Origin of the sequence: Methanobacterium spitsbergense, assembly GCF_019931065.1 — an archaeon.
Taxonomy (GTDB): Archaea; Methanobacteriota; Methanobacteria; order Methanobacteriales; family Methanobacteriaceae; genus Methanobacterium_B; species Methanobacterium_B spitsbergense.
The window spans coordinates 39888-65867 of the sequence record NZ_JAIOUQ010000014.1 but is presented as its reverse complement, the minus strand read 5'-3'; the positions used below and the strand labels follow the sequence as shown (position 1 = coordinate 65867).

23 protein-coding genes and 1 tRNA gene are annotated in these 25980 nt (G+C 32.5%); 14 read left to right on the top strand and 10 right to left on the bottom strand.

The window, feature by feature from the left end:
• Positions 1 to 26 precede the first annotated feature (26 nt).
• The gene (locus K8N75_RS11630) at positions 27 to 692 is read right to left on the bottom strand and encodes a nitroreductase (RefSeq protein WP_223792223.1); all 666 of its coding nucleotides are present in this window, start codon (positions 690 to 692) and stop codon (positions 27 to 29) included.
• Between the two features lie 216 nt (positions 693 to 908).
• Here K8N75_RS11630 and K8N75_RS11625 point away from each other — a divergent pair, with 216 nt between their 5' ends.
• From K8N75_RS11625 to K8N75_RS11605, 5 genes are all read left to right on the top strand, one after another.
• On the top strand, positions 909 to 1106 hold the full coding sequence (locus K8N75_RS11625; RefSeq protein WP_223792222.1) for a hypothetical protein: 198 nt from the start codon (positions 909 to 911) through the stop codon (positions 1104 to 1106).
• Positions 1107 to 1554: 448 nt separating this feature from the next.
• Positions 1555 to 1842: an ArsR/SmtB family transcription factor gene (locus tag K8N75_RS11620; RefSeq protein ID WP_223792221.1), complete on the top strand. Its 288-nt coding sequence runs from the start codon at positions 1555 to 1557 to the stop codon at positions 1840 to 1842.
• Between the two features lie 266 nt (positions 1843 to 2108).
• Positions 2109 to 3305 carry a low temperature requirement protein A gene (locus K8N75_RS11615; protein WP_223792220.1) on the top strand — a complete coding sequence of 399 codons (1197 nt, stop codon included), beginning with the start codon at positions 2109 to 2111 and terminating at the stop codon, positions 3303 to 3305.
• A 192-nt stretch (positions 3306 to 3497) separates the two neighbouring features.
• On the top strand, positions 3498 to 3671 hold the full coding sequence (locus K8N75_RS11610; RefSeq protein WP_223792342.1) for a hypothetical protein: 174 nt from the start codon (positions 3498 to 3500) through the stop codon (positions 3669 to 3671).
• Positions 3620 to 4492, top strand: a complete 873-nt coding sequence (locus tag K8N75_RS11605; RefSeq protein WP_255590956.1) for an IS5 family transposase — start codon at positions 3620 to 3622, stop codon at positions 4490 to 4492. Before K8N75_RS11610 ends, K8N75_RS11605 begins: the two co-directional genes overlap by 52 nt.
• A gap of 114 nt (positions 4493 to 4606) precedes the next feature.
• On the opposite strand, the gene K8N75_RS11600 is transcribed toward K8N75_RS11605, so the two are convergent.
• Positions 4607 to 5134 (bottom strand): RQC domain-containing protein, encoded by a 528-nt coding sequence (locus K8N75_RS11600; protein ID WP_223792218.1) that lies wholly within the window; start codon positions 5132 to 5134, stop codon positions 4607 to 4609.
• 254 nt (positions 5135 to 5388) lie between these two features.
• Here K8N75_RS11600 and K8N75_RS11595 point away from each other — a divergent pair, with 254 nt between their 5' ends.
• Entirely contained in the window at positions 5389 to 5787 is a 399-nt protein-coding gene (locus K8N75_RS11595; protein ID WP_223792217.1) for a hypothetical protein, read from the top strand.
• Positions 5788 to 5864: 77 nt separating this feature from the next.
• Here the strand turns inward: K8N75_RS11595 and K8N75_RS11590 are convergent, their stop codons facing one another.
• Both K8N75_RS11590 and K8N75_RS11585 read right to left on the bottom strand, forming a co-directional pair.
• On the bottom strand, positions 5865 to 7571 hold the full coding sequence (locus K8N75_RS11590) for an ABC-ATPase domain-containing protein (protein WP_223792216.1): 1707 nt from the start codon (positions 7569 to 7571) through the stop codon (positions 5865 to 5867).
• Between the two features lie 105 nt (positions 7572 to 7676).
• Positions 7677 to 8366 (bottom strand): class I SAM-dependent methyltransferase, encoded by a 690-nt coding sequence (locus tag K8N75_RS11585; RefSeq protein WP_223792215.1) that lies wholly within the window; start codon positions 8364 to 8366, stop codon positions 7677 to 7679.
• 120 nt (positions 8367 to 8486) lie between these two features.
• Here K8N75_RS11585 and K8N75_RS11580 point away from each other — a divergent pair, with 120 nt between their 5' ends.
• Positions 8487 to 10520, top strand: a complete 2034-nt coding sequence (locus K8N75_RS11580; RefSeq protein ID WP_223792214.1) for a histidine kinase N-terminal 7TM domain-containing protein — start codon at positions 8487 to 8489, stop codon at positions 10518 to 10520.
• 73 nt (positions 10521 to 10593) lie between these two features.
• Here the strand turns inward: K8N75_RS11580 and K8N75_RS11575 are convergent, their stop codons facing one another.
• From K8N75_RS11575 to K8N75_RS11565, 3 genes are read right to left on the bottom strand one after another with little or no spacing between them, the layout of a single operon-like run.
• Positions 10594 to 11760 (bottom strand): cysteine desulfurase family protein, encoded by a 1167-nt coding sequence (locus K8N75_RS11575; RefSeq protein ID WP_223792213.1) that lies wholly within the window; start codon positions 11758 to 11760, stop codon positions 10594 to 10596.
• Between the two features lie 43 nt (positions 11761 to 11803).
• Positions 11804 to 12238: a DsrE/DsrF/DrsH-like family protein gene (locus tag K8N75_RS11570; protein ID WP_223792212.1), complete on the bottom strand. Its 435-nt coding sequence runs from the start codon at positions 12236 to 12238 to the stop codon at positions 11804 to 11806.
• A gap of 23 nt (positions 12239 to 12261) precedes the next feature.
• A complete protein-coding gene (locus K8N75_RS11565) occupies positions 12262 to 12483 on the bottom strand; it encodes a sulfurtransferase TusA family protein (protein ID WP_048190230.1) in 222 nt (73 codons plus the stop codon).
• Between the two features lie 589 nt (positions 12484 to 13072).
• On the opposite strand from K8N75_RS11565, the gene K8N75_RS11560 reads away from it, so the two are divergent.
• The gene (locus K8N75_RS11560) at positions 13073 to 13750 is read left to right on the top strand and encodes a cyclase family protein (RefSeq protein ID WP_223792211.1); all 678 of its coding nucleotides are present in this window, start codon (positions 13073 to 13075) and stop codon (positions 13748 to 13750) included.
• A gap of 298 nt (positions 13751 to 14048) precedes the next feature.
• Here the strand turns inward: K8N75_RS11560 and K8N75_RS11555 are convergent, their stop codons facing one another.
• Both K8N75_RS11555 and K8N75_RS11550 read right to left on the bottom strand, forming a co-directional pair.
• Complete coding sequence (locus tag K8N75_RS11555; protein WP_223792210.1) at positions 14049 to 14930, bottom strand: alpha/beta fold hydrolase; 882 nt, start codon at positions 14928 to 14930, stop codon at positions 14049 to 14051.
• 484 nt (positions 14931 to 15414) lie between these two features.
• Positions 15415 to 15489, bottom strand: a tRNA-Glu gene (locus tag K8N75_RS11550).
• A gap of 174 nt (positions 15490 to 15663) precedes the next feature.
• Between K8N75_RS11550 and K8N75_RS11545 the strand changes: the two genes are divergently transcribed.
• From K8N75_RS11545 to K8N75_RS11525, 5 genes are all read left to right on the top strand, one after another.
• The gene (locus tag K8N75_RS11545; protein ID WP_223792209.1) at positions 15664 to 16980 is read left to right on the top strand and encodes a glutamine synthetase family protein; all 1317 of its coding nucleotides are present in this window, start codon (positions 15664 to 15666) and stop codon (positions 16978 to 16980) included.
• A gap of 155 nt (positions 16981 to 17135) precedes the next feature.
• On the top strand, positions 17136 to 17855 hold the full coding sequence (locus K8N75_RS11540) for a class I SAM-dependent methyltransferase (RefSeq protein ID WP_223792208.1): 720 nt from the start codon (positions 17136 to 17138) through the stop codon (positions 17853 to 17855).
• Positions 17856 to 18012: 157 nt separating this feature from the next.
• Positions 18013 to 20079, top strand: a complete 2067-nt coding sequence (locus K8N75_RS11535; protein WP_223792207.1) for a CHASE4 domain-containing protein — start codon at positions 18013 to 18015, stop codon at positions 20077 to 20079.
• A 741-nt stretch (positions 20080 to 20820) separates the two neighbouring features.
• Positions 20821 to 22269 (top strand): amino acid permease, encoded by a 1449-nt coding sequence (locus K8N75_RS11530; protein ID WP_223792206.1) that lies wholly within the window; start codon positions 20821 to 20823, stop codon positions 22267 to 22269.
• A gap of 50 nt (positions 22270 to 22319) precedes the next feature.
• Complete coding sequence (locus tag K8N75_RS11525; RefSeq protein WP_223792205.1) at positions 22320 to 23771, top strand: amino acid permease; 1452 nt, start codon at positions 22320 to 22322, stop codon at positions 23769 to 23771.
• Between the two features lie 89 nt (positions 23772 to 23860).
• On the opposite strand, the gene K8N75_RS11520 is transcribed toward K8N75_RS11525, so the two are convergent.
• Positions 23861 to 24544, bottom strand: a complete 684-nt coding sequence (locus tag K8N75_RS11520) for a response regulator (protein ID WP_223792204.1) — start codon at positions 24542 to 24544, stop codon at positions 23861 to 23863.
• A 137-nt stretch (positions 24545 to 24681) separates the two neighbouring features.
• On the opposite strand from K8N75_RS11520, the gene K8N75_RS11515 reads away from it, so the two are divergent.
• Entirely contained in the window at positions 24682 to 25980 is a 1299-nt protein-coding gene (locus K8N75_RS11515; protein ID WP_223792203.1) for a phage integrase N-terminal SAM-like domain-containing protein, read from the top strand.

Below are 25980 nucleotides of genomic sequence, written 5' to 3'. Positions count from 1 at the left end.
TAGAATCTATTTTTTTTAAAAAATTTTTAAAATCCTTTTGTTCTGACTACTTCTTCTATTGGGCGTCTTGGGCTTTTGTATGTATTTTGAGGGCTTTTTTCATCTTTATATCCCAGTGCAATTCCAAAGACTATCATGAGTTCTTCTGGAATTTCTAGTTCTTTTCTTATGAAATTGGGATATGCAACAAGATTTACTGATGGTGCAGAGTCTACTCCATGTTCCTGTGCAGCCAGCATTATGCTCTGTGATAATAATCCAAGATCGAAAATTGACCATTCAGTTAGGCTCTCATGCATGCATAGATATACAACTAATGGTGCATCGAAAAATTTGAAATTTAATCTCCAATTCGCGTTTTTAGCTATCTTATCGTCCCTTGAAATTCCCAGATGTTTAAATCGGCCTATTCCAAGTTCCTTTATCCGTTCTTCCATGGCGCTTGGCCAGTTTTCAACCCAGGGTATTTCTGGAGTTATGGGTTCATCATTTGCATATGATTCCATAAAATTTCTTCGAATCCTTTCTAATGCATCGCCCCCCGCTACAAATATTTCCCATGGTTGTGTATTTGCCCATGAAGGGGAATGGGTTGCTTCTTCCATTATTTTAAGAATAGTCTCTTTTGTTACTGGATCCTGTTTAAATGCTCTACAAGTAAAACGGGAATTTAATGCTTTAACAACATCCATTGACATCCACCTCCGATTATTTTTTAACAATTCATTCCATTCTTTTATACAGTGAAAAATCTCCAAAAAATGATCTTCTTTATTAATGTATTAACCGCTGTTACCAAATAATTTTGCTTAACTTAGGATATCCATTTATTTCAGTGTGGTTAATCTTAAATAGAAATGAATTTAAATTTAATTGGAAATATCTGAATTTAATTCAGAAGAGTATTATTGAAGATAAAATGGTGTGGAGGTTTTATTAAAATGCGTATATTCTATCTTGCAGGTGCTATTATCCTACTTTTACTCGTACCTCTTTTACTTTACAGTTCAACCAAATTGATGGAAGGTTCCAGAACATCCACATATATAACTGCTGTATTATGTTTTGTTGTTGGTTTTGGTACTCTGTATATCAGCATAATATAAACAATTGAATATTATAAATTTAAAAATTTTTTATGCATTTTTTATAATTTTAATTAATTTTTAATTATTGTCTAATTTATGCATAAAACATATTATAAGGAACAATTATACTATTTTTGGGAAGGTTTTAGCGATAGCTATTTTTAATTATTACACATTTTTAAGATTTTTTGTGATTTTTGAGTATTTTATTGAAATATGATATTTGATTTATGGGAAGAATTTTTTTAGATATCTTTTTTTGGTGCTTATTATTTTTTTATTAACACCCAACAGTATGAATTTTACAATTTTGTTTAGTTAATCTTGATTTATTATCTGCAGTTCTGAAAAAAAATGATTATTAATGTTAAATTTTAAATACTTGTTCAACTTAACTTAATTTAAAGTTTAAAAGTAAAAGTTTTAATATTAATATTTTTCTTTATAATATCATTAAGGGATACAAATGGAAAGCTTGTTGTGGTGGTTATTCAAAGGAAGTAAAGGCGGGTTTAACAGAGTGAGGATTATGGATTTACTCAAAACAGAACCATATAATGTATATAATTTATCAGAAATTCTTGAATTGAATTATAAAACCGTTAGGCATCATTTAAAACTTTTGGAAGAACATAATATCATTGCAACACCTGTTGATAATAAGTATGGTGCTGTTTATTTTCTTACAGAAGATATGAAGGACCATATTGAATTATTTGAAGAGATCAAAGAAAAATTGAAGGTTAATAGTTAAATTAATGACTAAATATAGTTCATTAAAATGTGAAATATTTTTTGTAATTGATTAGTTTTACCATATTTTTTTTAAGATTATGAAGAGTAATTGAAAATTTTGGTGTAAAACTTTATTTTGACTTCTAATTAGTGGTGGAGTTTAGTTGAAGGGTATCGGTAATTATAAATTTTTTTAAAGCTAATAGTATAGTGTACTTTATTATTGAATCAAAAAAAAATTTAATAGTAAAATTATATTCATATTAATGATTATTGTGGGGGCCTATGAAGCTTAGAAAAGATTTTGTTGTACTGCCAACTTTACGATCAAATGATGATCAAAGTTTGGAAAAACGTTCTGACTGGTTGGAACTACTGTACGATCTGATTTTTGTTGCGGCCATTTCACAGATTGCATTAAATTTAAGTGCTAATTATACACCCATTACTTTTTTAGAATCTATTCCCCTATTTTTTGCTATCTGGTGGGGTTGGTCGGGTCATACATTTTATTTGGACCGTTTTGGAACCGATGATATCTTAAATAGGGCCTTGACAATGTTGCAGATGGTTGTTGTTGCTTCGTTGGCAGTTAACGTTAGGAATGCTTTGACAACCACTGGTGAGGGTTTTGCTATCTCTTATGCTGTTTTGAGATTTATTCTTGTTGCTCAGTATGTTAAAGTTGGAAGAAATTTGCCTGATGCACGTCCATTAACACGTCGTTACAGTATTGGTTTTGGTATTGCTGCCACTATATGGTTGATATCTGCATTTATACCTGCTCCTTATCGTTTTGTACTCTGGGGAGTTGCTTTATTTGTTGATTTCTTAACACCTTTTAGAGCAGGGGATCTTCATATAAATTTTCCTACACATCCAACTCATTTACCTGAAAGGTTTGGTCTTTTCACCATAATTGTTATTGGAGAAGCAATTGTGAGTGTTGTTTTGGCCATTAGTAATGTTGGATTCAATATTTACACAGCAATTATAGGATTAATGGGTCTATTAATATCTTTCAGCATATGGTGGGGATACTTTGAAGAGGCCGGAGGTGCTGAAGCAAGAGTACAGGAACGCGGAGATCAAATTGTCAAATATCAGCTTTGGATATACTCCCATTTTCCATTGCTTCTTGGAATTGTTGGAGCGGCTGCTGGTATCAAACATGTTTTAATGTTATCGTATGGAAGTGAACTTTCAAGCATTGATACATGGATTATGTGCATATCACTAGCTGTTGCACTTTTATCACTGAGCCTAATATTCATTTCCTCATTTAGATGGGATGACTGTAAAAGCCGTCTACTTTTAATATTCAGAATTCCATATTATTTGATAATACTTTTGGTTTTATTAACCGGCTTTTTAGGTACAATTTTACCAGGATTCTTGGTGCGGGTGATTTTAACTGTTCTGTGCATTGCAAAAGATCTGATTTCACTTAGAGAAATTCCCGATGAGATCTGCAATTTGTAAAAAAAATTGTTTGAATTTTTATTAGTCTTGATACTGTTTAAAAAAATATAGTCTTAAAAAAAATATTTGAGAATTTTTATAAACCATTTGATTTTTTTCGATTTTAATCTTTTGGTTTATTTTTTATTTGTTAATGTGGGTTTAAATGCTAAATGCAATAAATTTATATATTATTAAGGGTATAGAAGTATTATGAAGTCGTTTTATGATTTTTTCATGAGGAAAGAGTATGTTCGTGTGGAAGAGCTTGGTGATAAGTTGGCTGAGATTGATCCTCTTATTGATTGGGGGTTTTTAGGCCGATTATTAGGGAAATGTATGATAATCGTACAGAACTGGGTGGCAGGCCTAATAATGATGAAATAGTTATGATGAAGATGTTGGTTTTGCAATCGTGGTATGGATTGTTGGATCCTGAACTTGAAAGACAAGCAAATGATCGTATTTCATTCCACAAGTTTTTAGGATTCCCTGAAAGAATCCCAGACCGTTCCACGGTCTGGGCATTCAAAGAACGATTAATCTACACAGGCAAAGACGAAAAAATATGGGAAGAACTACAACGACAGATAGATGCCAAAGGATTAAAGATTAAAGAAGGCGTTATACAAGATGCCACATTCATAACAACAGATCCAGGCCATAAAAAAGTAGTCGAACCTCGAGGACCAAGTGCAAAAACACGACGAAACAAAGATGGCGAATGGACAAAAAAGAATGGAAAATCTCATTTTGGCTACAAACTACACAGCAAAATGGACATAGACCACCAATTAATAAAAGAAATCGAAACAACACCCGCATCAGTTCATGATAGTCAATTTGACCTCACTAAACCCGGAGAAGTTACATACCGAGATCGCGGATACTTTGGAACAAAATGCAAATGCTACAACGCAACCATGAACCGCGCAACACGTGGCCACCCACTAAATAAAAAAGACAAAACACCGAAACAAACGCATAACCCGCAAAAGATCACCAGGAGAACGACCATACACCGTAATCAAAAACATATTCCACTCAGGCCACGTCAAAGTCACCACAACACTACGAACACACACCAAAAACATCTTCACATGCTTCTGCTACAACTTACTACAACTAAACACCCTCAAACAAAAAAACACAACCTAGCGAACGCTACCCAGGAAAAAGAGAAAATAAATAGAAAAAAAGAAAAATAACCAAAAAACACGAAAAAATCTCTAAAATGCTTACAAAAAAATTTATAAAAAATTCAATCCAAAAAAATCACGTAAATAGAAATTCTCATTTATTAAAAAAAATATTTATTAAAATTATTTAATTACTTTTTTCAAAAAACCCATTTCAATGTTATCTCCAACATTTAAGAAGAATTTACCTTTATCTGTTAATTCAAGATAAGAACCCTCGTATTCGGATTTATATTCTGTTTTTAGAAACCCATTTTCAATAATAGAATCTATAATAATTCTTAATTGTTCTTCTGTATAGTTAGAAAGCATTCCATAGGTTTTAAGTTTGTACAGCTTGTATTTTGTTATGAATGGAGATTCTTTTCCATTTAAAATTAGCATGAAACGTTTTATTCCCAGTTCAATTGGAATTTCCAACATACATTGGAGTATTATTCTTGAGATCGCCGATTCATAATCTATTACCAGTCTTTCAATAACTGGAATAGAGTTTCCATTGGTTTTGCGTTCCTTTGAATTAAGAAAATCTTCAAGTTTTTCGTAATACTTCATTTTAGAGCCGCATTGACATGATTTTAAATCTTTCTCTGCATTCTCATCGGCTATTTCATAGTAAACATCGCATTTTTTGCATATCATATATGGCATTTGTCCACCGTTGTAATTTTAATTATAATCCTGTGTTTGATCGTAAATCTTCTGAAAGTAGATTTTAATTTTGATTTTTATTCACAGTCTAAAAAATAATTAGAAGTTTTTATGTGATGATCATCACCAAAAATTATCGATGGACAAGATTAAGGTAATATCTCTAACTCAAAAATAATAATTTATATCTACTTTCATATAGAAAACAGATTAATGATACATACAATGTAAGATCGAATTTGTGATGGTAAAAAATGACTATGAACCAAGAATACAACGATAAAACATCTTTTAACAGGATATGTCCAGAGTGTGGTGTTGGAAACCCGGAAGACGCAGATAGTTGTATTGTATGTGATAAGGATCTTAGTGAAACTTTACTCTTTTTTGAAGATGACTTTTATGATATTGAGTTAACCAGTGAGTTGCTGATTGAATACAGGAAAAATTTTTACAGAACTAGAAGAACGGGTAAAGATAAAAAGTACTTTATAGCAGAAATAAAGGATATTAAATTTGGACATCCCATAAAAAGATTCAGCTTTAAATATAAGGGGAAGAAGGAAGTATATGCCCTTAAAGAGGATAATTATAATTCTTTAAAGGAACTTTTTAAAAAAATTGGTATTATTTATGAGTTAGAAGTGGAGTAAATCTTCTAAATAAATGATGTGAAGCTGATTTGTAATATGAAGGTTCAATGAGATGTGAAGTTCTATGGATCATTGTTTTAATATTTTCTAGTTTTTAAACTTCTTAGTCTGTTGAATGCTGCTGTAAGTTCAAATATTCTTGGTTTTACAATATTATTAGGATTCTTTCGACCCTTTGGTGCCAGTATGTCAAGTCCTTTTGTTTCTATATCGTGTTCTACCATCTTTACTATTTCTTTCATATTGGTTTTACCATCCATATGGTTTTGGGCTGCATAGGCTATTGCATAGGCTATTGCACGCGTCTGACTAATGTCGATTAACTGTTCAACCTGGGAAAGGTCTATGGTTTCAAGGCCAAGTAGTATGGTTGATTTTCCACGTATATCTAGTTTTATTTTCCGACCTTTATATGGTTTAATACTTTCTGGAAGTGGGTATCTTTCCTTGAATCGAAATTTGAATTCTATTTCTTGCATTCTGTTTATTGGAAGCTCTTCTTTTATCTTTTTTGCATCCTTTGTAACGTCTTCTGGCAGGTAGTTGTCCATCATTATAACTGTGTCTGCGACTTCAAAGTAGTCCCCTGATCCTCCCATTACCATGATGGTGGATATGTTATGGTCTTCGTAAAGTTCTCGGACCCTGTCTATAAATGGTGTTATTGGTTCTTTCTCGTTTGAAACCAGTCTCTGCATTCTTTCATCGCGTATCATGAAGTTGGTTGCTGATGTGTCTTCGTCGAATAGTATGAGTTTTGTTCCTGCTTCTACTGCCTCTACAATATTTGCTGCCTGGGATGTTGAACCCGATGCATTTTCTGTTGAGAATTCTTCGGTGTTTTTATTTAAAGGTGGGTTGTGTATAAATGAACTGATGTCAACATTCTCTATTCTTCTGCCATCTTCTGCTCTGATCTTGACTGCAGTTGGATCTGTTACAACCCATTCCCTTCCATCCCCATATACATGATTGTAAACACCCCTCTCTATTGCCTGTAGCAGTGTTGATTTGCCATGATAACCTCCACCAACTATCAAGTTAACGCCATTAGGGACACCCATACCCCGTACAGATCCATTGTTGGGTGTTTCAAATATAACTTCCAGGGTTTTTGGTGTTTTAAATTGAACTGCATTTTTTAATGGTTTGTCAGTTACTCCGCTTCCCCTTGGAAGTATTGAACCATCCCGTACAAATGCAATCAGACCTCTGCTTTTTAGCTGATTTCGTATAAAATTTGCATCTTCATAAAGTTCCACTTCTTCTGTGAGATGGTCTGAATCTAGATTTTTATAGAAACATGAATTATTAACAATTGCTGGAAGTATATCCATCAATATTCTGGAAGCTTCTCTACCTATTATCCTTCTTCCACGTGCTGGAAGGCCTAAAGAAAATCTAACCTCCAAATTATCTGACTGAATATTAACACAGCTCCTTTCTAATATCTCCTGACCTCCTCTGTCTATTGTTATAATCCCACTTTTTCCACTTCCACTTCTTCCTGCTGTTTGTTTTTTTATTGATCCATTGAATGCTCTTGCAATAAAGTCGGATACTGCATCCCTTTTTTCATGGTTGTCAATTAATTCTCTTGGAAATGATGCATCCTGCACCTCAACTCTTAAAAGTGATGGACCTGCAAAGGGATCTCTCTGAATATGGTCTATATGTAAAATAAAAAAATCAAAGTTATAAATGCCTTTAATATCATTATATGCCTTGTAACCCTTTCCATCTATTCTTTTGAGTATTTTTTGAAGTTCTTTTTTATCTTTCATATTATTTCCTATAAATTTATTTATGGATTGTAATTAGGTGGAAATCTTTTAAGTTATATTTGAATTGATTATTTTAGCTAAACTAGTTTTATTCATTATTTTTTTTTATATTTTCTTTGCAATTATGATGTATCCTTTGGTTTGGTTGCCCTGAAATGTTGTTAATACTGTTTCATGTACTATTTCTACCTTGAATTTTTTAACCTGCTCAAATAATAACATTAATTCTTCCTTTGTATAGTGGTGTGCCTTGAAAAGTTCTTTGCCAGGAGGTTTTCCTTTTTTGGTCACAATAAATGTTCCCATTTCTCCTGTTTTCGCAAAATCACGTTCATATCTCTGGCTGTAGTAGGGATTTTCCCAGTTTTGGCCAAAATCTGCCAAATATACAATTCCTTCATCTTTTAGTACTCTGTTTGCCTCTTTTAATATGAGGGTTCTGTGTTCGGGTTTGATTATGGTTGTAAGGAATGCCTGTAAAATACATGCATCAAAAGACTTGTCAGGGTATGGTAATTCAATTGCATTTGCTGTGTGGAATTGCACCTGGAAAATATTTTTCTTGTTGGTTTTTTCTGCTTCTTTTAATGCTGTTTCCACCGCATTTTGGTTTAGATCGAAGCCTGTTACATTGTAACCCATTTTTTGAAGGTGGAATGCTATTCTGCCCCATGCACAACCAAAATCTAGTATTTCAGAACCTTCAGGAATATTGTTAAAGAAGAGTTCGTTGATCTCAACGGAAGATGGTGTTTCCTTTCCTTTAAACTGTTTCCAGGTTTTTTCATTTTCCATGATCATAATTTTTTGGTTTTAACATGTAAAATTCTTTTGAAAGTATGTGAATATATTGTTGAGGAATAAAGCTATTTATAATCAGAAACAGATGGTTTAAAAAACATTTGAGGATACAAAATGGAAATACAGTACACTGCTTACTCTGGAATTTTAATTATCAGTTCATTAATAAGTCTCCTTTTATCTTGGAGGGCTTGGAAAAGACGGGGAGTTAGCGGTGCATTGTATCTTTCATTATTATTTTTATTGGTAGCGGAATGGTCGTTAACCAGTGCTATGGAGTTAGCTTCTGCAGATTTGGCTTCAAAGATTTTATGGGCTAAACTCAGTTATATTGGGATCAGTGCTGCTGCACCATTTTGGTTTCTTTTTACATTAGATTACACTCAGAATCAAGAGGTTATAAAAAGACCCAGAGTTATATTTCTTTTTTTAATTCCTGTTGCCACTATCTACTTGACATTTACAAATGAATTGCACGGACTTGTATGGCCACTTATCATTCCCGTGATGACTTCTGAAGGTTTAATGGTATTATACGCTCATGGACCTGCAGCCATAACCTCTGCTATTTATTCATATATACTCTTACTGGCAGGATTGGTCTTAATTGGACAGAATTTATTTAGAACATCTCGCATCTACCAACGTCAGGCAATGATGGTTTTTCTAGCCGCATTAATACCGTTATTAAGCAATTCTTTTTATTCTGCAGGTCTTATCCCATTCTTCTTTGATCCCACACCTCTGGCCCTCACAGCCTCAGGAATTCTTATATTATGGAGTATTGTTGGTTATAAACTCCTGGATATTATGCCTCCAGCATATAAAAGCCTCTTTGACAGTATGAAAAATGGGGTGTTGGTGCTAGATACACAGGAGAGGATTATGGATATTAATCCTCAGGCAGAGAAACTTCTTAAATTGGATAATACATGTGTTGGTCAAAGTGCAGGTCAAAAACTTGAAATATGGAATGAAATCTCACCAAAGGGAAAAGTTGAGGGTAATATTAATTTAAAAATTGAAAAATCTGATGTTGAATGGATTGAAATTCAATTTGCCCCTGTTTATAATGGGGGGCTTTTTTCAGGTTGGATATATATTTTTGAAGATATAACTAGTCGTAAAAATGCTGAGGAACATATAAAAAAGTCTGAGAAGAAGTACAGAGATCTGGCAGATCTTCTTCCCCAAACAGTTTTTGAAACAGATTTAAAAGGTAATCTTACATTCATGAATAAGTATGCCTTTATAATGTTTGGTTATTCCCAGGCGGATCGGGATAATAGTTTAAATATTTTAGAACTGTTAATTGAGGAAGATAGACCGTTATCAAAGGCAAGAATTCAAAAGGTTCTTGAGGGGCAGGTTACTGGAGATGAATATACTGCCTTGTGCAAAGACATGACTAAATTCCCCATAATACTCTATTCTAACCCTATAACCCACAATGGTGTTCCTGAAGGTTTCAGGGGAATAATTATAGACATTTCTGAGTTAAAAAATGTTGAAGATAAACTCGTTGCATCTTTAAATGAAAAGGACGTGCTTTTACAGGAAATTCATCATAGGGTTAAAAATAACATGCAGATTATTTCAAGTCTTTTATCTCTTCAAGCTAAAAATACTGAGAATGAAGAGGCTTCTGAAGTTCTTAAAGAAAGCAGAGGCCGTGTTAAATCCATAGCTATGATCCATGAAAAGCTTTACCATAGTCCCAATATGAGTAAGCTCAATATGTATGAATATATGGATAGTCTTGTTCGTGATATTCTAACATCATATTCACGTGTTTCAAGTAATATTAAAACAGAAGTGCATGTAGATGAAATTTATTTAAATATTGATACTGCTCTCCCAATGGGTTTAATTGTTAATGAAATGGTTTCAAATTCTATTAAACACGCATTTCCTGATGATAAAGGTAATATTAATGTGAAGCTCGAGTTTGATGGTGGAGAATATATTTTAACAGTTTCTGATGATGGTATTGGAATTCCAAGTAATATTGATCCATTTGAAGCATCTTCTTTAGGGCTCAAACTTGTATCTAGTCTTTCAATACAGCTTGAAGCCCTTCTAGAGGTTCATAGTAACAATGGTACCAATTTTAAATTGACTTTTAAAGAGATTGATGATGAAGATTAAGATTAATGCATATTTTGTTTTTAATAAAAAAATAGATAATATAAATTAAAAAAAATAGTAAAAAAAACTTTTTTTAGGTTTTACCTAGCGGGCTCATCTTTCTTAAATTGGTTACAACTTCTATTAATGCATCTATAATTGCATCTACATCTCCCATTTTGTTGAAACGTCCCAATGTTATTCTGAGCGATCCATGTGCTCTTTCAGGGTCTCCCCCTATTCCAAGTATTACATGGCTTGCCTGTAGGGATCTGCTGAAACATGCAGAGCCTGTACTTACAGCGAACCCGCGCATGTCTAGATGTAGTGTTACTGATTCTCCTTCCACATATTGAAATGTTATATTGGCATTTTGAGGTGTTCTAAGTAATGGATGACCATTCAGTATTGTTTGAGGTATTTCTGATAGTACTCTTTCAATCAGATGGTCGCGCATGTCCTGGATCTTCGTATTTTCCTCATTGGTTACGAGTTCAACTGCTTTTGCAAAGCCAATTGCTCCCGGAATATTTTCAAGACCGCCTCGTTTGTTGAACTCCTGAAATCCGCCATCAAGCCATTTCATCATGGGTGTTCCTTTTTTGATGTAAAGTGCTCCAATTCCGTTGGGTCCATGTATTGTATGTGCTGAGATTGTTACAAGATCAACTGGCAGTACACTCACATCTAAAGGTACTTTGGTGAATGTGTGAGTGGCGTCTGTGTGAAATATTACTCCTTTTTCTCTGCAGATCTCACCTATTGATTTTATGTCCTGTAAGCTTCCAATTTCCTGGTTTGCATGTTGAATAGATACCAATATTGTATCGTCTCTAATGGAATTTTTTAACACCTGGGGATCAACTATTCCATATTCGTCAACTTCGAGGTAGGTTACGTCAAATCCATATTTTTCCAGGGCTTTCGCACTGTTTAATACTGGAAAATCTTCTATGGCTGATACTATGATATGTTTTCCTTTCTTGTTTATCAATGCCATTGCAACACCCTTAACAGCCATGTTACTTGATTCTGAACTGCCAGATGTAAATATGAGTTCGTTTTCATTAGCACCCAATGCTGTGGCTATTTTTACTCTGCTTTTTTCAAGGGCTTCTCTTGCTTCGATACCCATTGAATATCCTGTTTCTGATGTTGGTATTGCGTAGGATTCGAAAAAATAAGGGTTCATTACTTCCAAGACTCTTTCATCCATTCTTGTAACCGATGCATTGTCAAGATAGATATACTTATTAGGCATATTGATTATTCCTCCTTATTTACAGAAATTTTAGTAATTTAGATTAAATGAAGAGGGTTATTTTTGAATCTCTTGCTTCGTTGACATAGGTTCCCACTGCACCATATTCATCTATCAAATTTTGATCCAAGTCTTCCTTGCTCACACCCATAATCTCCATGGTCATCTCGCATGCTATTACTTTACCACCCAATTCCTTGAAATCCCTAAATAGATGTTCAAGTGAGGCTACATTAGCTTTTTTCATCCTGCTTTTTATCATAGATTTTCCAAGTCCTAGGAAGTGCATTTTTGATAGAGGTCCCTTTTCAAGTCCGCCCTTTTGAAGTCGTTGCAGTCCCCAAAACGTGAAATATAGTGATGCTTCCATTCCCATAGATAGGGCCCCATTGGCAACTATGAGTGCGCTGTATATTTTATCCATGTCTCCGCTGTGCACAATTATGGTTGCCTTATCTGGTTTATTTTCTTCAACCATTTTTTTTTACTCCTCAATTTTTTTTATTTGCGAATTTTGATGGTCCATATTCCATCCTTTTCTTGAATATCAACCAATTCTAATCCCAGAGCTTCAACTGCCATGGGTATTTCTTTTTTGGATGCAGGATGGGTACCTGTTACTTCAATAATTTCTCCAGGTGATGCCTTTCTTACTGCCTTTCTCATTTCGACAAGTGGTACTGGACATGTTTCCCCTTTAACATCAACTTTCACTTCTGCCATTGAATCCACCTCTTAAAAATATTTTAAAAAAATTATTATTATTAATATATAATATGTTGTTCAGGAATGATAAAATTTTTTGTAGTAGTTTTTGCGTCATATAATTAATTTCTATTTTTTAACCTAAAAAGATGGATTTAATCTTTTAGATAATATTAAAAAGTTTTAAAGATTAAATAACATCAAATTAGGGAAATTTGTCCTGTAATTTGTTTTACTCCCCTCCCCCCCCCAATATAACAATTGTTATATTAAACTTTATATAGTTTTCTCTAAACCCAAATCAGGATTAAATGAACAGCTATTACTAAATGAAACATGTTTTTTTCATTTTAATAGTGTTGAAAATCCTAAAACTGGTTAGTTTCTAATATTATAATAATTAAGAATTTTTAAGGATATTATTAATAGTTACAAGTTCGGCAACTTTTTTAAAAGCTCATAACAGAGTCATCTAACATGATTAAGGATCATTAAAGCAATAACCTGTTGTTTATTCTGATAATCACTTTAAAAAAAGGTTTTAGATAAATTTACTATAAAAAAACTTATTAAGCTTATTTTAGAAAGAAATAATTGGAGGATCTATATGAAAACTGTACTACTTTCATATTATATTGATAACAATTCAGCTTACTACGTTGGAACAACAAAGCCTGTTATAAAACCCAACAATCAAATAGCATGGGGTGAGGATTACAACACATACATTATTCAGGTGGGTAATCACTGTGGAACTCATGTGGATGCTCCAAGACATTTCATATCCTCTGGTAAATCCATATCGGATTATGATATAATGGAACTTACATTCCATGATCCTTTTCTGTTAAATTGTGAAAAGGGTCTAGGGGAATTTATTACAGTTGATGATCTTTCTGAAATTGATCTTAGTGGATATGATTGTTTGTTGATCAAGACTGGTTTTGGTAAGAATAGGGATGAAAATCTTAACCTCTATTTAACTGACTATCCTTGTATAACTCCGGAATTACTTCGATGGATCAGGAAAACTTATAAAAATATAAAATGTATTGGTATTGATATAATCTCCATTACTAGATATGGTGATGCCAAAATGCTTAAAGAGGCCCATATTAATGCTTTTATTGAAGATGAAAATTATGGGGATCCTCTTTTACTAATTGAAGATATGAACCTTGAATTGCTAGAAGTGGAGGACTATCTCATAAGAGTTGTTGTTGTGCCATGGCAAGTGAAAGGAATTGACAGTGCACCATGCGGGGTTATTGCATACACGAAATGAAAATAAATTAGCACTAAAAATCCTATTTTATTAAGTGGAATATTAACTAAAAACTATTAATGTCTCCAATTAAAATATTCGAGAATAAAAAATTTCATAGTAATATGAAAACGGTCATAAAATCCTTGTTTTTACATAAAAGCTTTTCTATTAGATTGCAATAATAAAATTTAACGAAGTAAATGAATATAAAACAATCTAAATAAATTATTTTGGAATAACGAAAAAATTATCATGAATAAAAATTCATGAATCTGTATTTAAAAAATAAAAAGAAGTTTTATTCAATCTTACTCCTTCATTCAAGGAAATGTTTTATTTCTTTTGCTATGATTTCTGGCTTGCCGTAATTTTGTGCTGAATCATGGTTTAATCCAGGAAGTTCTTTGTGTGTAGTATGAGGTAATACTTTGTTTAAGGCTTCAGTGCTGTTTTTTAGGAATAGGGGACTTTTGCTTCCATTGAGTAATAATATTTCTGACTGTACCTTTTTGAATTTCTGAAGTTTTCCTTCTGTTTCGTTGACCAACTGTATATCATATTTCAGTGTGGGCATTAGATCTTTAAGGGTAACATCGTCACCTTTGATGTTTTTTTCATCTGAAGCCAATACATGACTGAAAATTGGTTTTAATATTATACTTGGTAAATGATTTGCCAATGGTGATTTTTGGTCTGGATCTACTTCTGAATTTACATCCATAGCTGTTATCATTGCTGTGATTACATCACCTTCAGCTAGTTGTTTCTCAAAACGTTGGACTATTTCATTAAATTTGTCCATCTCAGACTTGTTAACATAGACTAATGGTTCATAGGTTACAATTTTTTTTATGCTAGACAAAGTAATTGATGCTTGCAATGCGATAAGTCCACCTGAGGACCCACCGAAGAGGTAATGTGCATCTGTTTTTTTTAGGATAGCATCTAAATCTTCTACTTCTCTTTGTAAACCGTAATTATCTCCAAATGCTCCACTTAATCCTCTTCCACGGCGGTCTGGTATATATACAGTGAATTCATCGGAAAGTGCAGCACCGAGTTTCATAAAGTATTGTGAGGAACTTATACCTCCATGCAATAGAATAAGTCCCGGACCACTGCCCATCTGTCTATACCCAATAGTAGTTCCATCCTTAGAAGTTACAAAACCCTTAGTATATTTTTGTTCTTTACTCATATTAATTAAATCCTCCTTTATTTTGGCTATAAATATTTATGCAAAATTTTAATTTAGTTTTCTTTAATTTTGTAAGTTTTAGCTTAATTATTTCTGATAGTAAGTGATTTTGAACTTTATTGTTTGCTTGCATACTATTCTGATTTTTGAATGATTAAACTTTAGTCCACTTGTTTTATAGTAATATAAAAATATAACAAATGTTATAAAGGGATTATCTCCTAGTAAAGTACATGGAATATTACATTAATTACACTTTTTTAACCATACCAAACATTAACTCGAAAGATAATTTATGTATTAAAAAAAATTAATTTAATATGAAATTATATGTTATAACTAATGATTAGTTAACAAAATGATAAATTGTTCACCATGTACCGTTATTGCAGATTTAGAATAGGGTATTAATAGTTTAGAATTAAAATTTTTATGGTTTTAAAAATTTGATGAATTATCCGAGTTAAAATAAAGAAGTTTTTGATGCTCCGGCCGGGATTCGAACCCGAGTCTTCGCCTCGAGAGGGCGGAATGATTGGCCGGACTACACTACCGGAGCAAGTGAATATTAAATGATCTAATTTCATACTTATAAATCTTGCTAATATAATTCTTGTTTAAGTTAACACCATTTCTTTTTTTCAATGAATTTGTTTGCGAAAATTTATTTTGTTAATGTTATATATTAAATTAGAAAGTTGAGAATTGAGGATATGAATTTGGGGGAATATCATTGAGTGTTTTAAAAGAATTTTCTAGTGATAATAAATTTTTAAGAATTGTTTGGTGTGATAATGCCAATATAATCCGTTCTAAATCTCTTCGTTTACATTCTAAAGCTAATTCAATCTTTTATGTTGGGATATCAAAGGCCCAACAGGCTGTGCCCGTAATATACGATGGTGTTGTTCCTGATTCTTTACTTGGTCCTGTTGGAGAAGTATATTTAAAGGCAGATAATTCTACCATAACACAGTTACCCTATGCTCCAGGTCATTTAAGAGCTATGGGTGATATGTATTTCAATGATGAACCATGGCAATATTGTACTCGGGGTTATTTGAGGAGAATGGTTGATCATGCAGGAGAATATGGTTTAAATATCAAGGCTTCGTTTGAAAATGAATTTTACCTCCTGAAAAATTCTGATAATCTTGAATCTGTTGATAGTACTCCATTTGCTTCTACATTATCAATGGATGTTAATCATGAAGTTATTATGGATATGGTTGATTCAGTTGAAGCTCAGGGAATGGTTGTTGAGCAGTATTATCCTGAAGCTGGTCCTGGTCAGCAAGAAATAACAATTGGATATGATGATGTTCTTAGGGCTGCAGATAATCAGATAATGTTTAGGGAAACTGTAAATGCAGTTGCATTAAAACATGGCATTAAAGCTTCATTTCTACCTAAAATCTTTCCTGATTCTTCGGGAAGTGGATGCCATTTACATATGAGTCTATGGAAAAATGGTGAAAATATTACACATGATCCATCTGGAAAGTGGAAACTTTCTAAAGAGGCAAGTTATTTCATTGCAGGCGTTCTTCATCATCTTCCCTCTCTAATGGCCATTACAACACCTATTTCTAACTCATACAAAAGGATTAAACCTCATTCATGGTCTGGAAAATATAAGTGTTGGGGATTGGACAATAGAGAAGCAAGTATTCGTGTTGTATCTGAACCTGATGGCAGTATCAAACACTTTGAACTTAAAACATTGGATGCTGCAGCCAACCCCTACCTTGCACTTGGTGCTGTTATCAGAGCAGGGATTGATGGTCTTGATAATAAATTTAAACTCCCTTATCCTGTGCAGTCTGATCCTGGAGATATTGGCGATGGTGAGCGTGATGATCTTGGTATTGAAGAACTTCCTTCTTGTCCTGTTGATGCATTGGAAAACTTGGAGAATAACATTACAATCATGAACTCATTGGGTAAAGGGCTTTCAGCAGCGTATTTAGCTGTTAAAAGGGAAGAATGGAGAATTTTAAAAGATTTAAATATGGATGAGGAAGTATCTTGTCTTATTGATAGATATTAATCGTTTAGATTTTAGATTTTTTTTTGGATCTAAATTTTTTTTTAGAAATATTTAACTTCTAAATGCATCATATAAAATCTGAAAATAGAATTTCTTGAAAATATTTTAAACAGATATCGAACTTTTCAGTTTTAAAGTTTAAAAGGTAATTAAATATGGACAATAAAGATATTTCCCCAATAAATAATACTAATAAAGCCCATTTCCGTAATTTGGATAGCCCAATATTCATTGGAAGGACATGGACAGAATATATTAAGATGTTCAATATTGATCCAGAAAATATTGCTGGTGAAAAAATACTTGACTGTGCTTCTGGTGCAAGTTCATTCACAGCTATGATGTCAAAAAAAGGATTTGATATTAAGGCTGTTGATAAAATCTACAATGAAACTCCGGAAGCTCTTTCAGCTAAATGTAAAGAACATTTGGAACTGCTTGTTGAGGGTTTGAAATCTGTTGATCATTTTGTTTGGGGTTTTTTTAGTGATATTGAAGATCTGAAAAAACAAAGAAATATAGCTTGCAGAAAATTTATTGATGATTACAGGAAATATAAAGGGGAACGGTATATTGGTGCGGATTTAAAGAGTCTTCCATTTAAGGATAATAGTTTCTCAATTGTTCTGTGCTCACATTTACTTTTTATCTATGATCATAGATTGGATTATAATTTTCATTTAAATGCCATAAAAGAAATGCTTAGAGTGTCTTCCAACGAACTTAAAATTTATCCTCTTGTAAAAAATCGGGGTAAAAAATCTGAATTTGTTAAAAAGATAATTAATGACCTCACTGATGTTGATGTGGAAATTGTGAAGGTTGATTATGAGTTTAGAAAGGGTGGCAATGAAATGCTCAGGATAGTGAAATAGTTTAAATCATATGGATTTTTATCAGTTATTATAAGAAATTATATAGTGAGTTGTAAATAGATACTTTTATTGAAAATGATATTACATTTAAACCAGATAGTTGTTTTTATAAAAAATATTGATTTTCATTTTTTATTTGTTTGGGTGATGAAAAAATATGAAACTTAGAAGTAAAACTTTGGTACTAAGCGGTGTTATTATCGTTGCAATGGTCCTAATTTTACTTGTTATTTCTCAATTCGTATTTTTAAATACCTACAGTGATTTTGAAAATAGGTACAGTCAACATGTAATGAAAGATGAAATGACTCAGTTTAATCAAACAATATCTTCAATGAATCAAACTGCTAATGATTGGGCTCATTGGGATGATGCTTATTCTTTTGTATCGGGTAATAATCCCAGTTTTATAACAAATAATTTGCCCTCTAGTATTTTTTCAAGACTGCACATGAACCTCATTATGTTTGTGGATGATAATGGAAAAATTGTTTATGGTAAAGCCTACGATCTCCAAACTAACCAGTCAATGAATCTTCCCCAGAATTTCACTAGTTTCACAAATGATAGTGCTATTATACAGCACAAAAACCTTGAGGGATTGAGTGGTATTCTTAATTTGCCAGAAGGTGCTCTGCTATTAATTTCCAAACCTATATTAAATAGTCATGAACAGGGACCTGTAAAGGGAACTCTCATAATGGGACGTTACTTGACTCGAGAGGAACTTACTAGTTTTGTTAATATTCCAAACAATACCCTCAGTGTTGCAGGTTATAATAATGCCAATAATGCTCCTGATTTGATCAAGGCTCAAAATTCACTTTCCTATAACAATACCACAGTGCAGATATTAGGACCAAATTCCGTTGCTGCATACATTCTTTTGAAGGATATATATGGAAATCCTTCTTTGATCTTAAAATCAGAAATGGCAAGAACACTATATAATTCTTACTTAAATACTGTCCTCTATTTTATTGTTTCAATTATTCTAGTTGGATTATTATTCATGGGATTAGTGCTTTATTATTTAGATAGAAATGTTCTAAACAGACTGGATAAAATTATTAGTGATATATTGGATATTGGTAAGAAGGGTGATTTGAAAAGACGTGTCAAGGTTTCTGGTGATGATGAGCTTTCAGATCTGGCTTCTTCAATTAATAACACATTCCATGCGCTCCAAAAATCAGAAAAACAACTTGAAGATAGTGAAGAAAAGTATAGAAGTATTTTTGAAAATACTGGAACAGCTATGATTATCACAGATGAGAACATGAATATTACCCTTGCGAATAGAATATTTCAAAATATTCTAAACCCGAAAGGGGACCAGATCAAACGAAAACTAAACTGGATTGAAATGTTGGTTCCAGACGACAGGGAAAAAATTAAAAATTATCATAAAATTGATGAAAAGAAGGATGTTAATTCTGCTATTGTTCCGAAAACTTATGAAGTCCAGAGTATGATTAAAGGCGATTTAAGGGACTTTTTTGCCACATTCGAATTTATACCTGGAACAAAGAGTAGTTTAATTTCCCTTATAGACATTACAGACCGTAAAAGGGCAGAAGGCCTTTTAAAAACTTCTTTAAAGGAAAAAGAACTTTTACTTCGTGAAATTCATCACAGAGTAAAAAATAGTCTGCAGATTATAAGTTCTTTATTATCTCTACAGGCATCTGAATTTGATGATAATTTAATAATTGAGAAGTACAAGGAAAGTGAAAATAGAATTCATACCATTGCCTTGATACATGAAAACCTTTATCAGTCAACTGATATTTCAAATATAGATTTCAAAAACTATTTAGAAATCCTTATCGATGATATTATGTACTCTTATAAAGTTGACAGGGAAATGATAAAAACTGTGCTTGATCTCAATGATTATGAATTGGGAATTGAAACAGCAATACCTGTAGGTCTCATAATTAATGAACTTGTATCAAATGCACTTAAACATGCTTTTAAATCCGGTGAAAAGGGTGAAATAAAGATAGTTCTTGAAAAGTATGATGACACATATACATTGACAGTTCAAGATAATGGTATTGGATTACCCGATGAAATTCATCCTGAAAACTCAAAATCACTTGGTTTAATGCTTGTAAATGCATTAGTTACCCAATTAGATGGTAAAATGAGTTTTGAAGTGAAAAATGGAACAGCATTCAAAATTATATTTAAGGAACTTGAGTATCAGGAGAGGATTTGATAGAAAACAACATCCTTGTGTTTTAAGTGAAAAAATTCCCCCTGTAAACCTTAAAATGGTTAAATCATTAGACATTAAATAATTGATTAGATCCCATTATAATACTTGATTTATGATGTTATTTTAGAAGATTTACGTAAATGAAAAATTGAATATTCAAACAAAATTGCAAAAATGATCTTCATAGAATATTTCTAATTTGAAAATGGAAAATATTTTTTTTTAAAATATTATTAAAATTCATTTAATTCTTTAATAAACTAATTATTTTAATTATATTTCATTTCCTTTGTCAAATCATTATTTATCATAATTTTAATCTAATTAATGAATTTATTTTGACTTTAAATATAATGATTTGATATTAATGTTATTATAAACCCATATTAAAGTTTTAAATGAATAATTATTTGATATTTATTGATTTTCAATTTTTTTTTTATCATGGTTGAATTTGAAACACCGATAAACTTATATGTTACAACTTTTACATTATACATTACAGGAGGGTTGAAGGCATGCAGCTTACTCCCTTATAAATTTGTAATACCCCCCCCCAAACGATTTATAAGGTAGACGCCTTTTAATCACGTCCACCTAAACTTATTTTAATGCATGCCTGATGAAGCCCCCTTTAACCTCCCTAAAAAAAATTTAAAGAACAATACAAACTTATCAAAAAAATAATTTTATTTTACTATTATTTATCACAACTGAAAACGGTATGAAAGGGGAATAAATATGAAGAGGATATTTAAAAAAAAGTGCATTCATGAGGCCCTAGAATGTGCAGAAAATGATACTACATTAAAAAGATCCATAGGGCCCTTTGGATTGACAATAATGGGTGTTGGAGGTATAATTGGTGCGGGTATATTTATTGTCACCGGTGTTGCATCCGCAGCATCAGGACCCGCACTTATACTGTCCTTCATTATAGCTGCAATAGCATGCACATTTACAGCTCTTTGCTATGCAGAATTTGCATCAATGATACCCATTGCAGGAAGTGTTTATACTTACACTTACATAACAATGGGTGAAATATGGGCTTGGATAATGGGATGGATAATGATACTACAGTATCTCATTGCATCTTCAGCAGTTGCAATTGGTTGGTCATCATATGCAGTTGCTCTTGTAACATCTATGGGAATAGCACTACCAGCAGTAATAAGTGGCCCTTATGGTGTAGGAGGATCACTCATAAATTTACCAGCAGCACTGATTGTTCTAATTTTAACAGCAGTTCTGGTACGTGGAGCACAAGAAAGTGCACGTGTAAACGCAGTTATAGTTTTTATAAAAGTTGCAGTCATATTACTTTTCATTACAGTTGGCATACAATTCATCAATCCTTCAAACTATCATCCATTCACCCCATATGGATTAACAGGAGTATTCCAAGGCGCAGCAATGGTATTCTTTGCATACCTTGGTTTCGATGCTGTTGCATCCGCAGCAGAAGAAACGAAAAATCCAGGAAGAACCATTCCAATAGGAATTATAGGTTCCCTAATAATCAGCTCAATATTATATATTGCAGTTGCTGCAGTAATGACCGGTATGGTTCCGTTTAACTTGTTAAACAATGCATCACCAGTTTCTTTCGCACTTCAACACGTTGGTGTTCAGTGGGCATTTACAGTAATTACAATAGGAGCGATTGCAGGCCTTACAACTGTTGTTCTTGTGAATATGTTTAGTAAAGCTAGGATAATATTTGCAATGAGCCGGGACGGTTTACTTCCAAAAGTGTTTTCAAATGTTAAGGAAGGATGCCAAGCACCAGTAACTAGTATACTCCTTGTAGGTGCACTTGCAACAATTGTTGCAGCATTTTTCTCAATGGACAGTATATTTGAATTGGTTAATGTTGGTGCACTTTCAGCATTTATATTCCTTGCACTCTCAGTTTTAATACTTAGATATCAAAAACCTGAAATTAAAAGGGCATTTAAATGTCCATTAGTACCTGTAATCCCCGTATTATCAATAATTTTCAGTATATCTTTAATAGCTCAGCTTAAAGTAAATATCATCGAGATATTCGCAGTATGGCTTGTATTGGGAGTTGTTATATACTTTGCGTATGGAAAATACAGAGGAATGTTCGAAGCCAAGGAAAAACTAATTGATAGTGAAGTCGAAGGGTATGAACCACCTCTTGAAACTCCTTCATCAAAATAAATAAATTATTTCTCTTTTTTTATATTTTTACTAAAGAACATGGCAGAATCATGAGCAGAAAAATCTTTTCAAAAAAACCTATCAATGACCTATTATCCTCTAATGCCGATAAAAGTCTTAAACGTTCTATCGGCCCCGTTGGCTTAATACTCCTTGGACTTGGAAGCATTATTGGTGCAGGAATATTCATTGTAACCGGAGTTGCAGCAGCAAATTATTCAGGTCCCGCCCTGTTAATATCATTTGTAATATCAGCTATCGCATGTGCATTTACAGCTTTATGTTATGCAGAATTCGCATCTATGATACCGATATCAGGAAGTGTTTATACATATACATACGTTACTTTAGGCGAAATATGGGCGTGGATGATTGGATGGGTGTTGATTTTTGAATATTTAATATCTGCATCTGCTGTTGCTGTTGGTTGGTCATCTTACAGTGTTGGTCTTTTAAGTTCTGCTGGAATAAATTTTCCAACTTATTTAACTGGATCATTGGCCATGGGCGGATTAATTAATTTACCTGCAGTCTTGATAATAGCACTATTAACTGGAGTACTTATTTTAGGTGCTAAAGAAAGTACTCGTGTAAATGCAATAATAGTCATAGCTAATTTAGCCATAATTTTGCTTTTTATAATAGTTAGTATTAAATACATTAACTTTGCAAATTACACTCCATTCACTCCATTTGGTATTGCGGGAGTATTTCAGGGTGCTGCCATGGTTTTCTTTGCATACATAGGATTTGATGCAGTTTCCACTGCTGCTGAAGAAACAAAAGATCCTCAAAAAAATTTACCAAAAGGTATAATTGGATCTCTGATAATCAGTTCGATATTATATATTGTTGTTGCAGCCGTACTAACTGGTATGGTGCCTTATAATCTTTTAAATAACGCTGCACCTGTTGCATTTGCATTACAATATGTTGGTTCCAATGTGGTAGCTTCAATAGTATCTGTGGGCGCATTATGTGGTATCACATCCGTACTTCTCACCAGTCTTTTTGGACAAACTAGAATATTCTTTTCAATGAGCAGAGATGGATTATTACCAGAACTGTTCTCCAAAGTTCATCCTAACTTCAAATCTCCAATAACAAGTATAATGTTAGTTGGAACTGTTGCCGCATTAATAGCAGCTTTCTTACCGTTAGCACTGATTATTGAACTTGTAAACATTGGAACTCTCTCAGCATTTATCTTCCTTGCAATTTCGGTTATTGTACTACGGAGACAGCAGCCAGACATACCAAGGGGATTTAAATGTCCATTGGTACCATGGATTCCCATTATTTCAATTATTTCATGTCTGTTTTTAATAACTCAACTCTCATCAACAACGTTGCAGAGATTTGTAATAAGTCTCATAATTGGTGTCTCAGTTTATTTGGTATATGGAATGCATAACAGTAAACTCCATAAACCAGATGATACTGAACAGGATGATGTTAATTTGGTAACAGATCCTTCATTAATTGAAACAAAAATTGATTAAAATAAAAAAAAATAGAATAAATTATTTTAGATCTAAGGATTGGAATTGATTTTAAGGGAAATAATTATTCCCTTTGGATATTTAATAAATTAAAAGTTAGGTTTATCCAATTCTAAACATATTTCATCACCTTTAGGATATATGGTAAATTCTCCACCATATTTATCAACAAATTCTAATGCTATTTTGGTTAGTATTTTTGAAACATCTTCGTTAGTTGATGATTTCTGTCCCCTTGGAGCTGTGATGTATATTTTGTTTGTACCTATGTCTAGTGATGTGTCAATTTCATCTAGTGATGACCCAAATATGGCTTTTTTAAATGAGTCTTCGTTTTTGTTTATAAAACTAGTTACTCCTCTGTAAACATCTTCATAGTCCAGAATTTCTTCTTGTTCTGCCTTTTTTCGATAAATTGTCATTTCGATATTGGCTTTCAATTCCTTTTCCTTATAAGGTTTAAGTATGTAACCATAAGGTTCTGTAGTAGCTGCCCTTTTGAGTATTTCATCATCAGCATAGGCTGTAAGGTAAATTACTGGTATTGATTCTGTTTCATTTAATTTTGCAGCTGTTTCTATACCATCCATATCTCCCTTAATTACAATATCCATCATAATAATATCTGGCTTGTTTTGAGCTACCTTTTTAATTGTTTCAGGGCCAGAAGCAGCAATATCGGTAACAGTATATCCTAAATTTTCTAACTTCTTTTTCAGTCCTAAAGCGAGTATACTTTCATCCTCAACTATCAGGATCTTAATTTTTTCCATTTTATACACCGGCCAGGATTATTTTATAATTCACGTTTTGGAGTTACAAGTTCCAAACACACATTATCACCTTAAAGACTATTCTTAAGAAGAACCTTTTTATATTATGATTATGAATAATATATTTAGTGAGTGATATGTCAGGAAAATTAACAAAAAAAGATATAGAAAATGATAGTACGTTAAAAAAGTTCTTAAAAAAGAAAACAGGAATATCATCGTCTACCATAGAGGGTTATATATATGCAATAAGGGATTTCTGCAATTTTACTAATAAAAATCCAACAGAATTATACAATATACATAAGAAAGACTTGATAGAACGTACTCCAGAGTTTGATATGTGGCTCAATGAAGCCTTTGATGATTATGTTACCTATTTGGTAAATTCTAAAAAAAATTATTCATATGGAACTATAAATTTACAAATAAGCAAAATTAAAAGTTTTTATCATATCTTCAAACTTAAACCTACACCTATTCCGGATATATCTAAAAAAAAGATCCAAGAAGACTTTAAACATGCTTTAACTGTTGAAGATATAAGAAAAGCAATTAAAAATAGTTCACCTACATATCAAGCATTTTTTATAACTCAAGCACAGACCGGTTTGTCCTTAAGTGATGCTCTTTTATTGGATGTTAAAGATTTTATTGATGCAGTTAGTGGAAAAAATGAGGATTTGACTCTTAAAGAAGCAATTTATAAAGTTAAAAGTGATAGTAATCTTATTGGATGTTTTGATTTGCGGAGGAAAAAAACTGACATAGAATTTTATACTTTTGCTGGTCCGGAAGTCCTTCACAGCATAGCATCTTTACTAGAATCAAGAGATGAAAAATATTTAGAACCAGAATCACCTATATTCATGAAGAACATCTCAAGGTTACCTAAAGAAGATGGAAACAAACATCTTCAGGATTTGAGGTTAAAACCTCGTGTTGTGGAGAATTATATTGACCGTATGCATAGATATAGAAAAATTTTCAATAGAATAGAAGTTAATGGAAAAGAAAGAAATTATTTTAGGAGTCATAAATTAAGAAAATGGTTTGCTAACCAATTAAGGAATGAAGCCAATATTAATACAGATGATGTTAAATATTTGATGGGTCAAAAAACAGGTGATGTTGCAGAGAGGTATTTTAACCCTAACAACTATGCAAATCTAAAAAATAATTATCGTAAAGCTTTGCCACACTTATCTATTAACGAAGAAGTGGTAATGGAAGAAAATTTAGAAGCTATTGAAAAACTTCAAAAAGAAAATAAACAATTAAAAGACCTATATGAAAATGATTCTAAAGCAAAAGATGAAGAAATTAAAAATCTAAAAGCTGAAAAAGATGAAGAAATGGCTAGGATGGATAAAAGAATAAAATATATGGAACAGCTTTATCTTGATAAAGAATTTGCTAAGGATAGGATTAAATAA

Bases quoted from the DNA above. Each gene is read 5' to 3' on its own strand.
- K8N75_RS11595 (WP_223792217.1), top strand. From the start codon at position 5,389: ATGACTATGAACCAAGAATACAACGATAAAACATCTTTTAACAGGATA.
- K8N75_RS11535 (WP_223792207.1), top strand. From the start codon at position 18,013: ATGAAACTTAGAAGTAAAACTTTGGTACTAAGCGGTGTTATTATCGTT.
- K8N75_RS11580 (WP_223792214.1), top strand. From the start codon at position 8,487: ATGGAAATACAGTACACTGCTTACTCTGGAATTTTAATTATCAGTTCA.
- K8N75_RS11600 (WP_223792218.1), bottom strand. From the start codon at position 5,134: ATGCCATATATGATATGCAAAAAATGCGATGTTTACTATGAAATAGCC.
- K8N75_RS11620 (WP_223792221.1), top strand. From the start codon at position 1,555: ATGGAAAGCTTGTTGTGGTGGTTATTCAAAGGAAGTAAAGGCGGGTTT.
- K8N75_RS11575 (WP_223792213.1), bottom strand. From the start codon at position 11,760: ATGCCTAATAAGTATATCTATCTTGACAATGCATCGGTTACAAGAATG.
- K8N75_RS11615 (WP_223792220.1), top strand. From the start codon at position 2,109: ATGAAGCTTAGAAAAGATTTTGTTGTACTGCCAACTTTACGATCAAAT.
- K8N75_RS11515 (WP_223792203.1), top strand. From the start codon at position 24,682: ATGTCAGGAAAATTAACAAAAAAAGATATAGAAAATGATAGTACGTTA.
- K8N75_RS11525 (WP_223792205.1), top strand. From the start codon at position 22,320: ATGAGCAGAAAAATCTTTTCAAAAAAACCTATCAATGACCTATTATCC.
- K8N75_RS11530 (WP_223792206.1), top strand. From the start codon at position 20,821: ATGAAGAGGATATTTAAAAAAAAGTGCATTCATGAGGCCCTAGAATGT.
- K8N75_RS11605 (WP_255590956.1), top strand. From the start codon at position 3,620: ATGTATGATAATCGTACAGAACTGGGTGGCAGGCCTAATAATGATGAA.
- K8N75_RS11610 (WP_223792342.1), top strand. From the start codon at position 3,498: ATGAAGTCGTTTTATGATTTTTTCATGAGGAAAGAGTATGTTCGTGTG.
- K8N75_RS11630 (WP_223792223.1), bottom strand. From the start codon at position 692: ATGGATGTTGTTAAAGCATTAAATTCCCGTTTTACTTGTAGAGCATTT.
- K8N75_RS11560 (WP_223792211.1), top strand. From the start codon at position 13,073: ATGAAAACTGTACTACTTTCATATTATATTGATAACAATTCAGCTTAC.
- K8N75_RS11555 (WP_223792210.1), bottom strand. From the start codon at position 14,930: ATGAGTAAAGAACAAAAATATACTAAGGGTTTTGTAACTTCTAAGGAT.
- K8N75_RS11520 (WP_223792204.1), bottom strand. From the start codon at position 24,544: ATGGAAAAAATTAAGATCCTGATAGTTGAGGATGAAAGTATACTCGCT.
- K8N75_RS11540 (WP_223792208.1), top strand. From the start codon at position 17,136: ATGGACAATAAAGATATTTCCCCAATAAATAATACTAATAAAGCCCAT.
- K8N75_RS11585 (WP_223792215.1), bottom strand. From the start codon at position 8,366: ATGGAAAATGAAAAAACCTGGAAACAGTTTAAAGGAAAGGAAACACCA.
- K8N75_RS11570 (WP_223792212.1), bottom strand. From the start codon at position 12,238: ATGGTTGAAGAAAATAAACCAGATAAGGCAACCATAATTGTGCACAGC.
- K8N75_RS11565 (WP_048190230.1), bottom strand. From the start codon at position 12,483: ATGGCAGAAGTGAAAGTTGATGTTAAAGGGGAAACATGTCCAGTACCA.
- K8N75_RS11590 (WP_223792216.1), bottom strand. From the start codon at position 7,571: ATGAAAGATAAAAAAGAACTTCAAAAAATACTCAAAAGAATAGATGGA.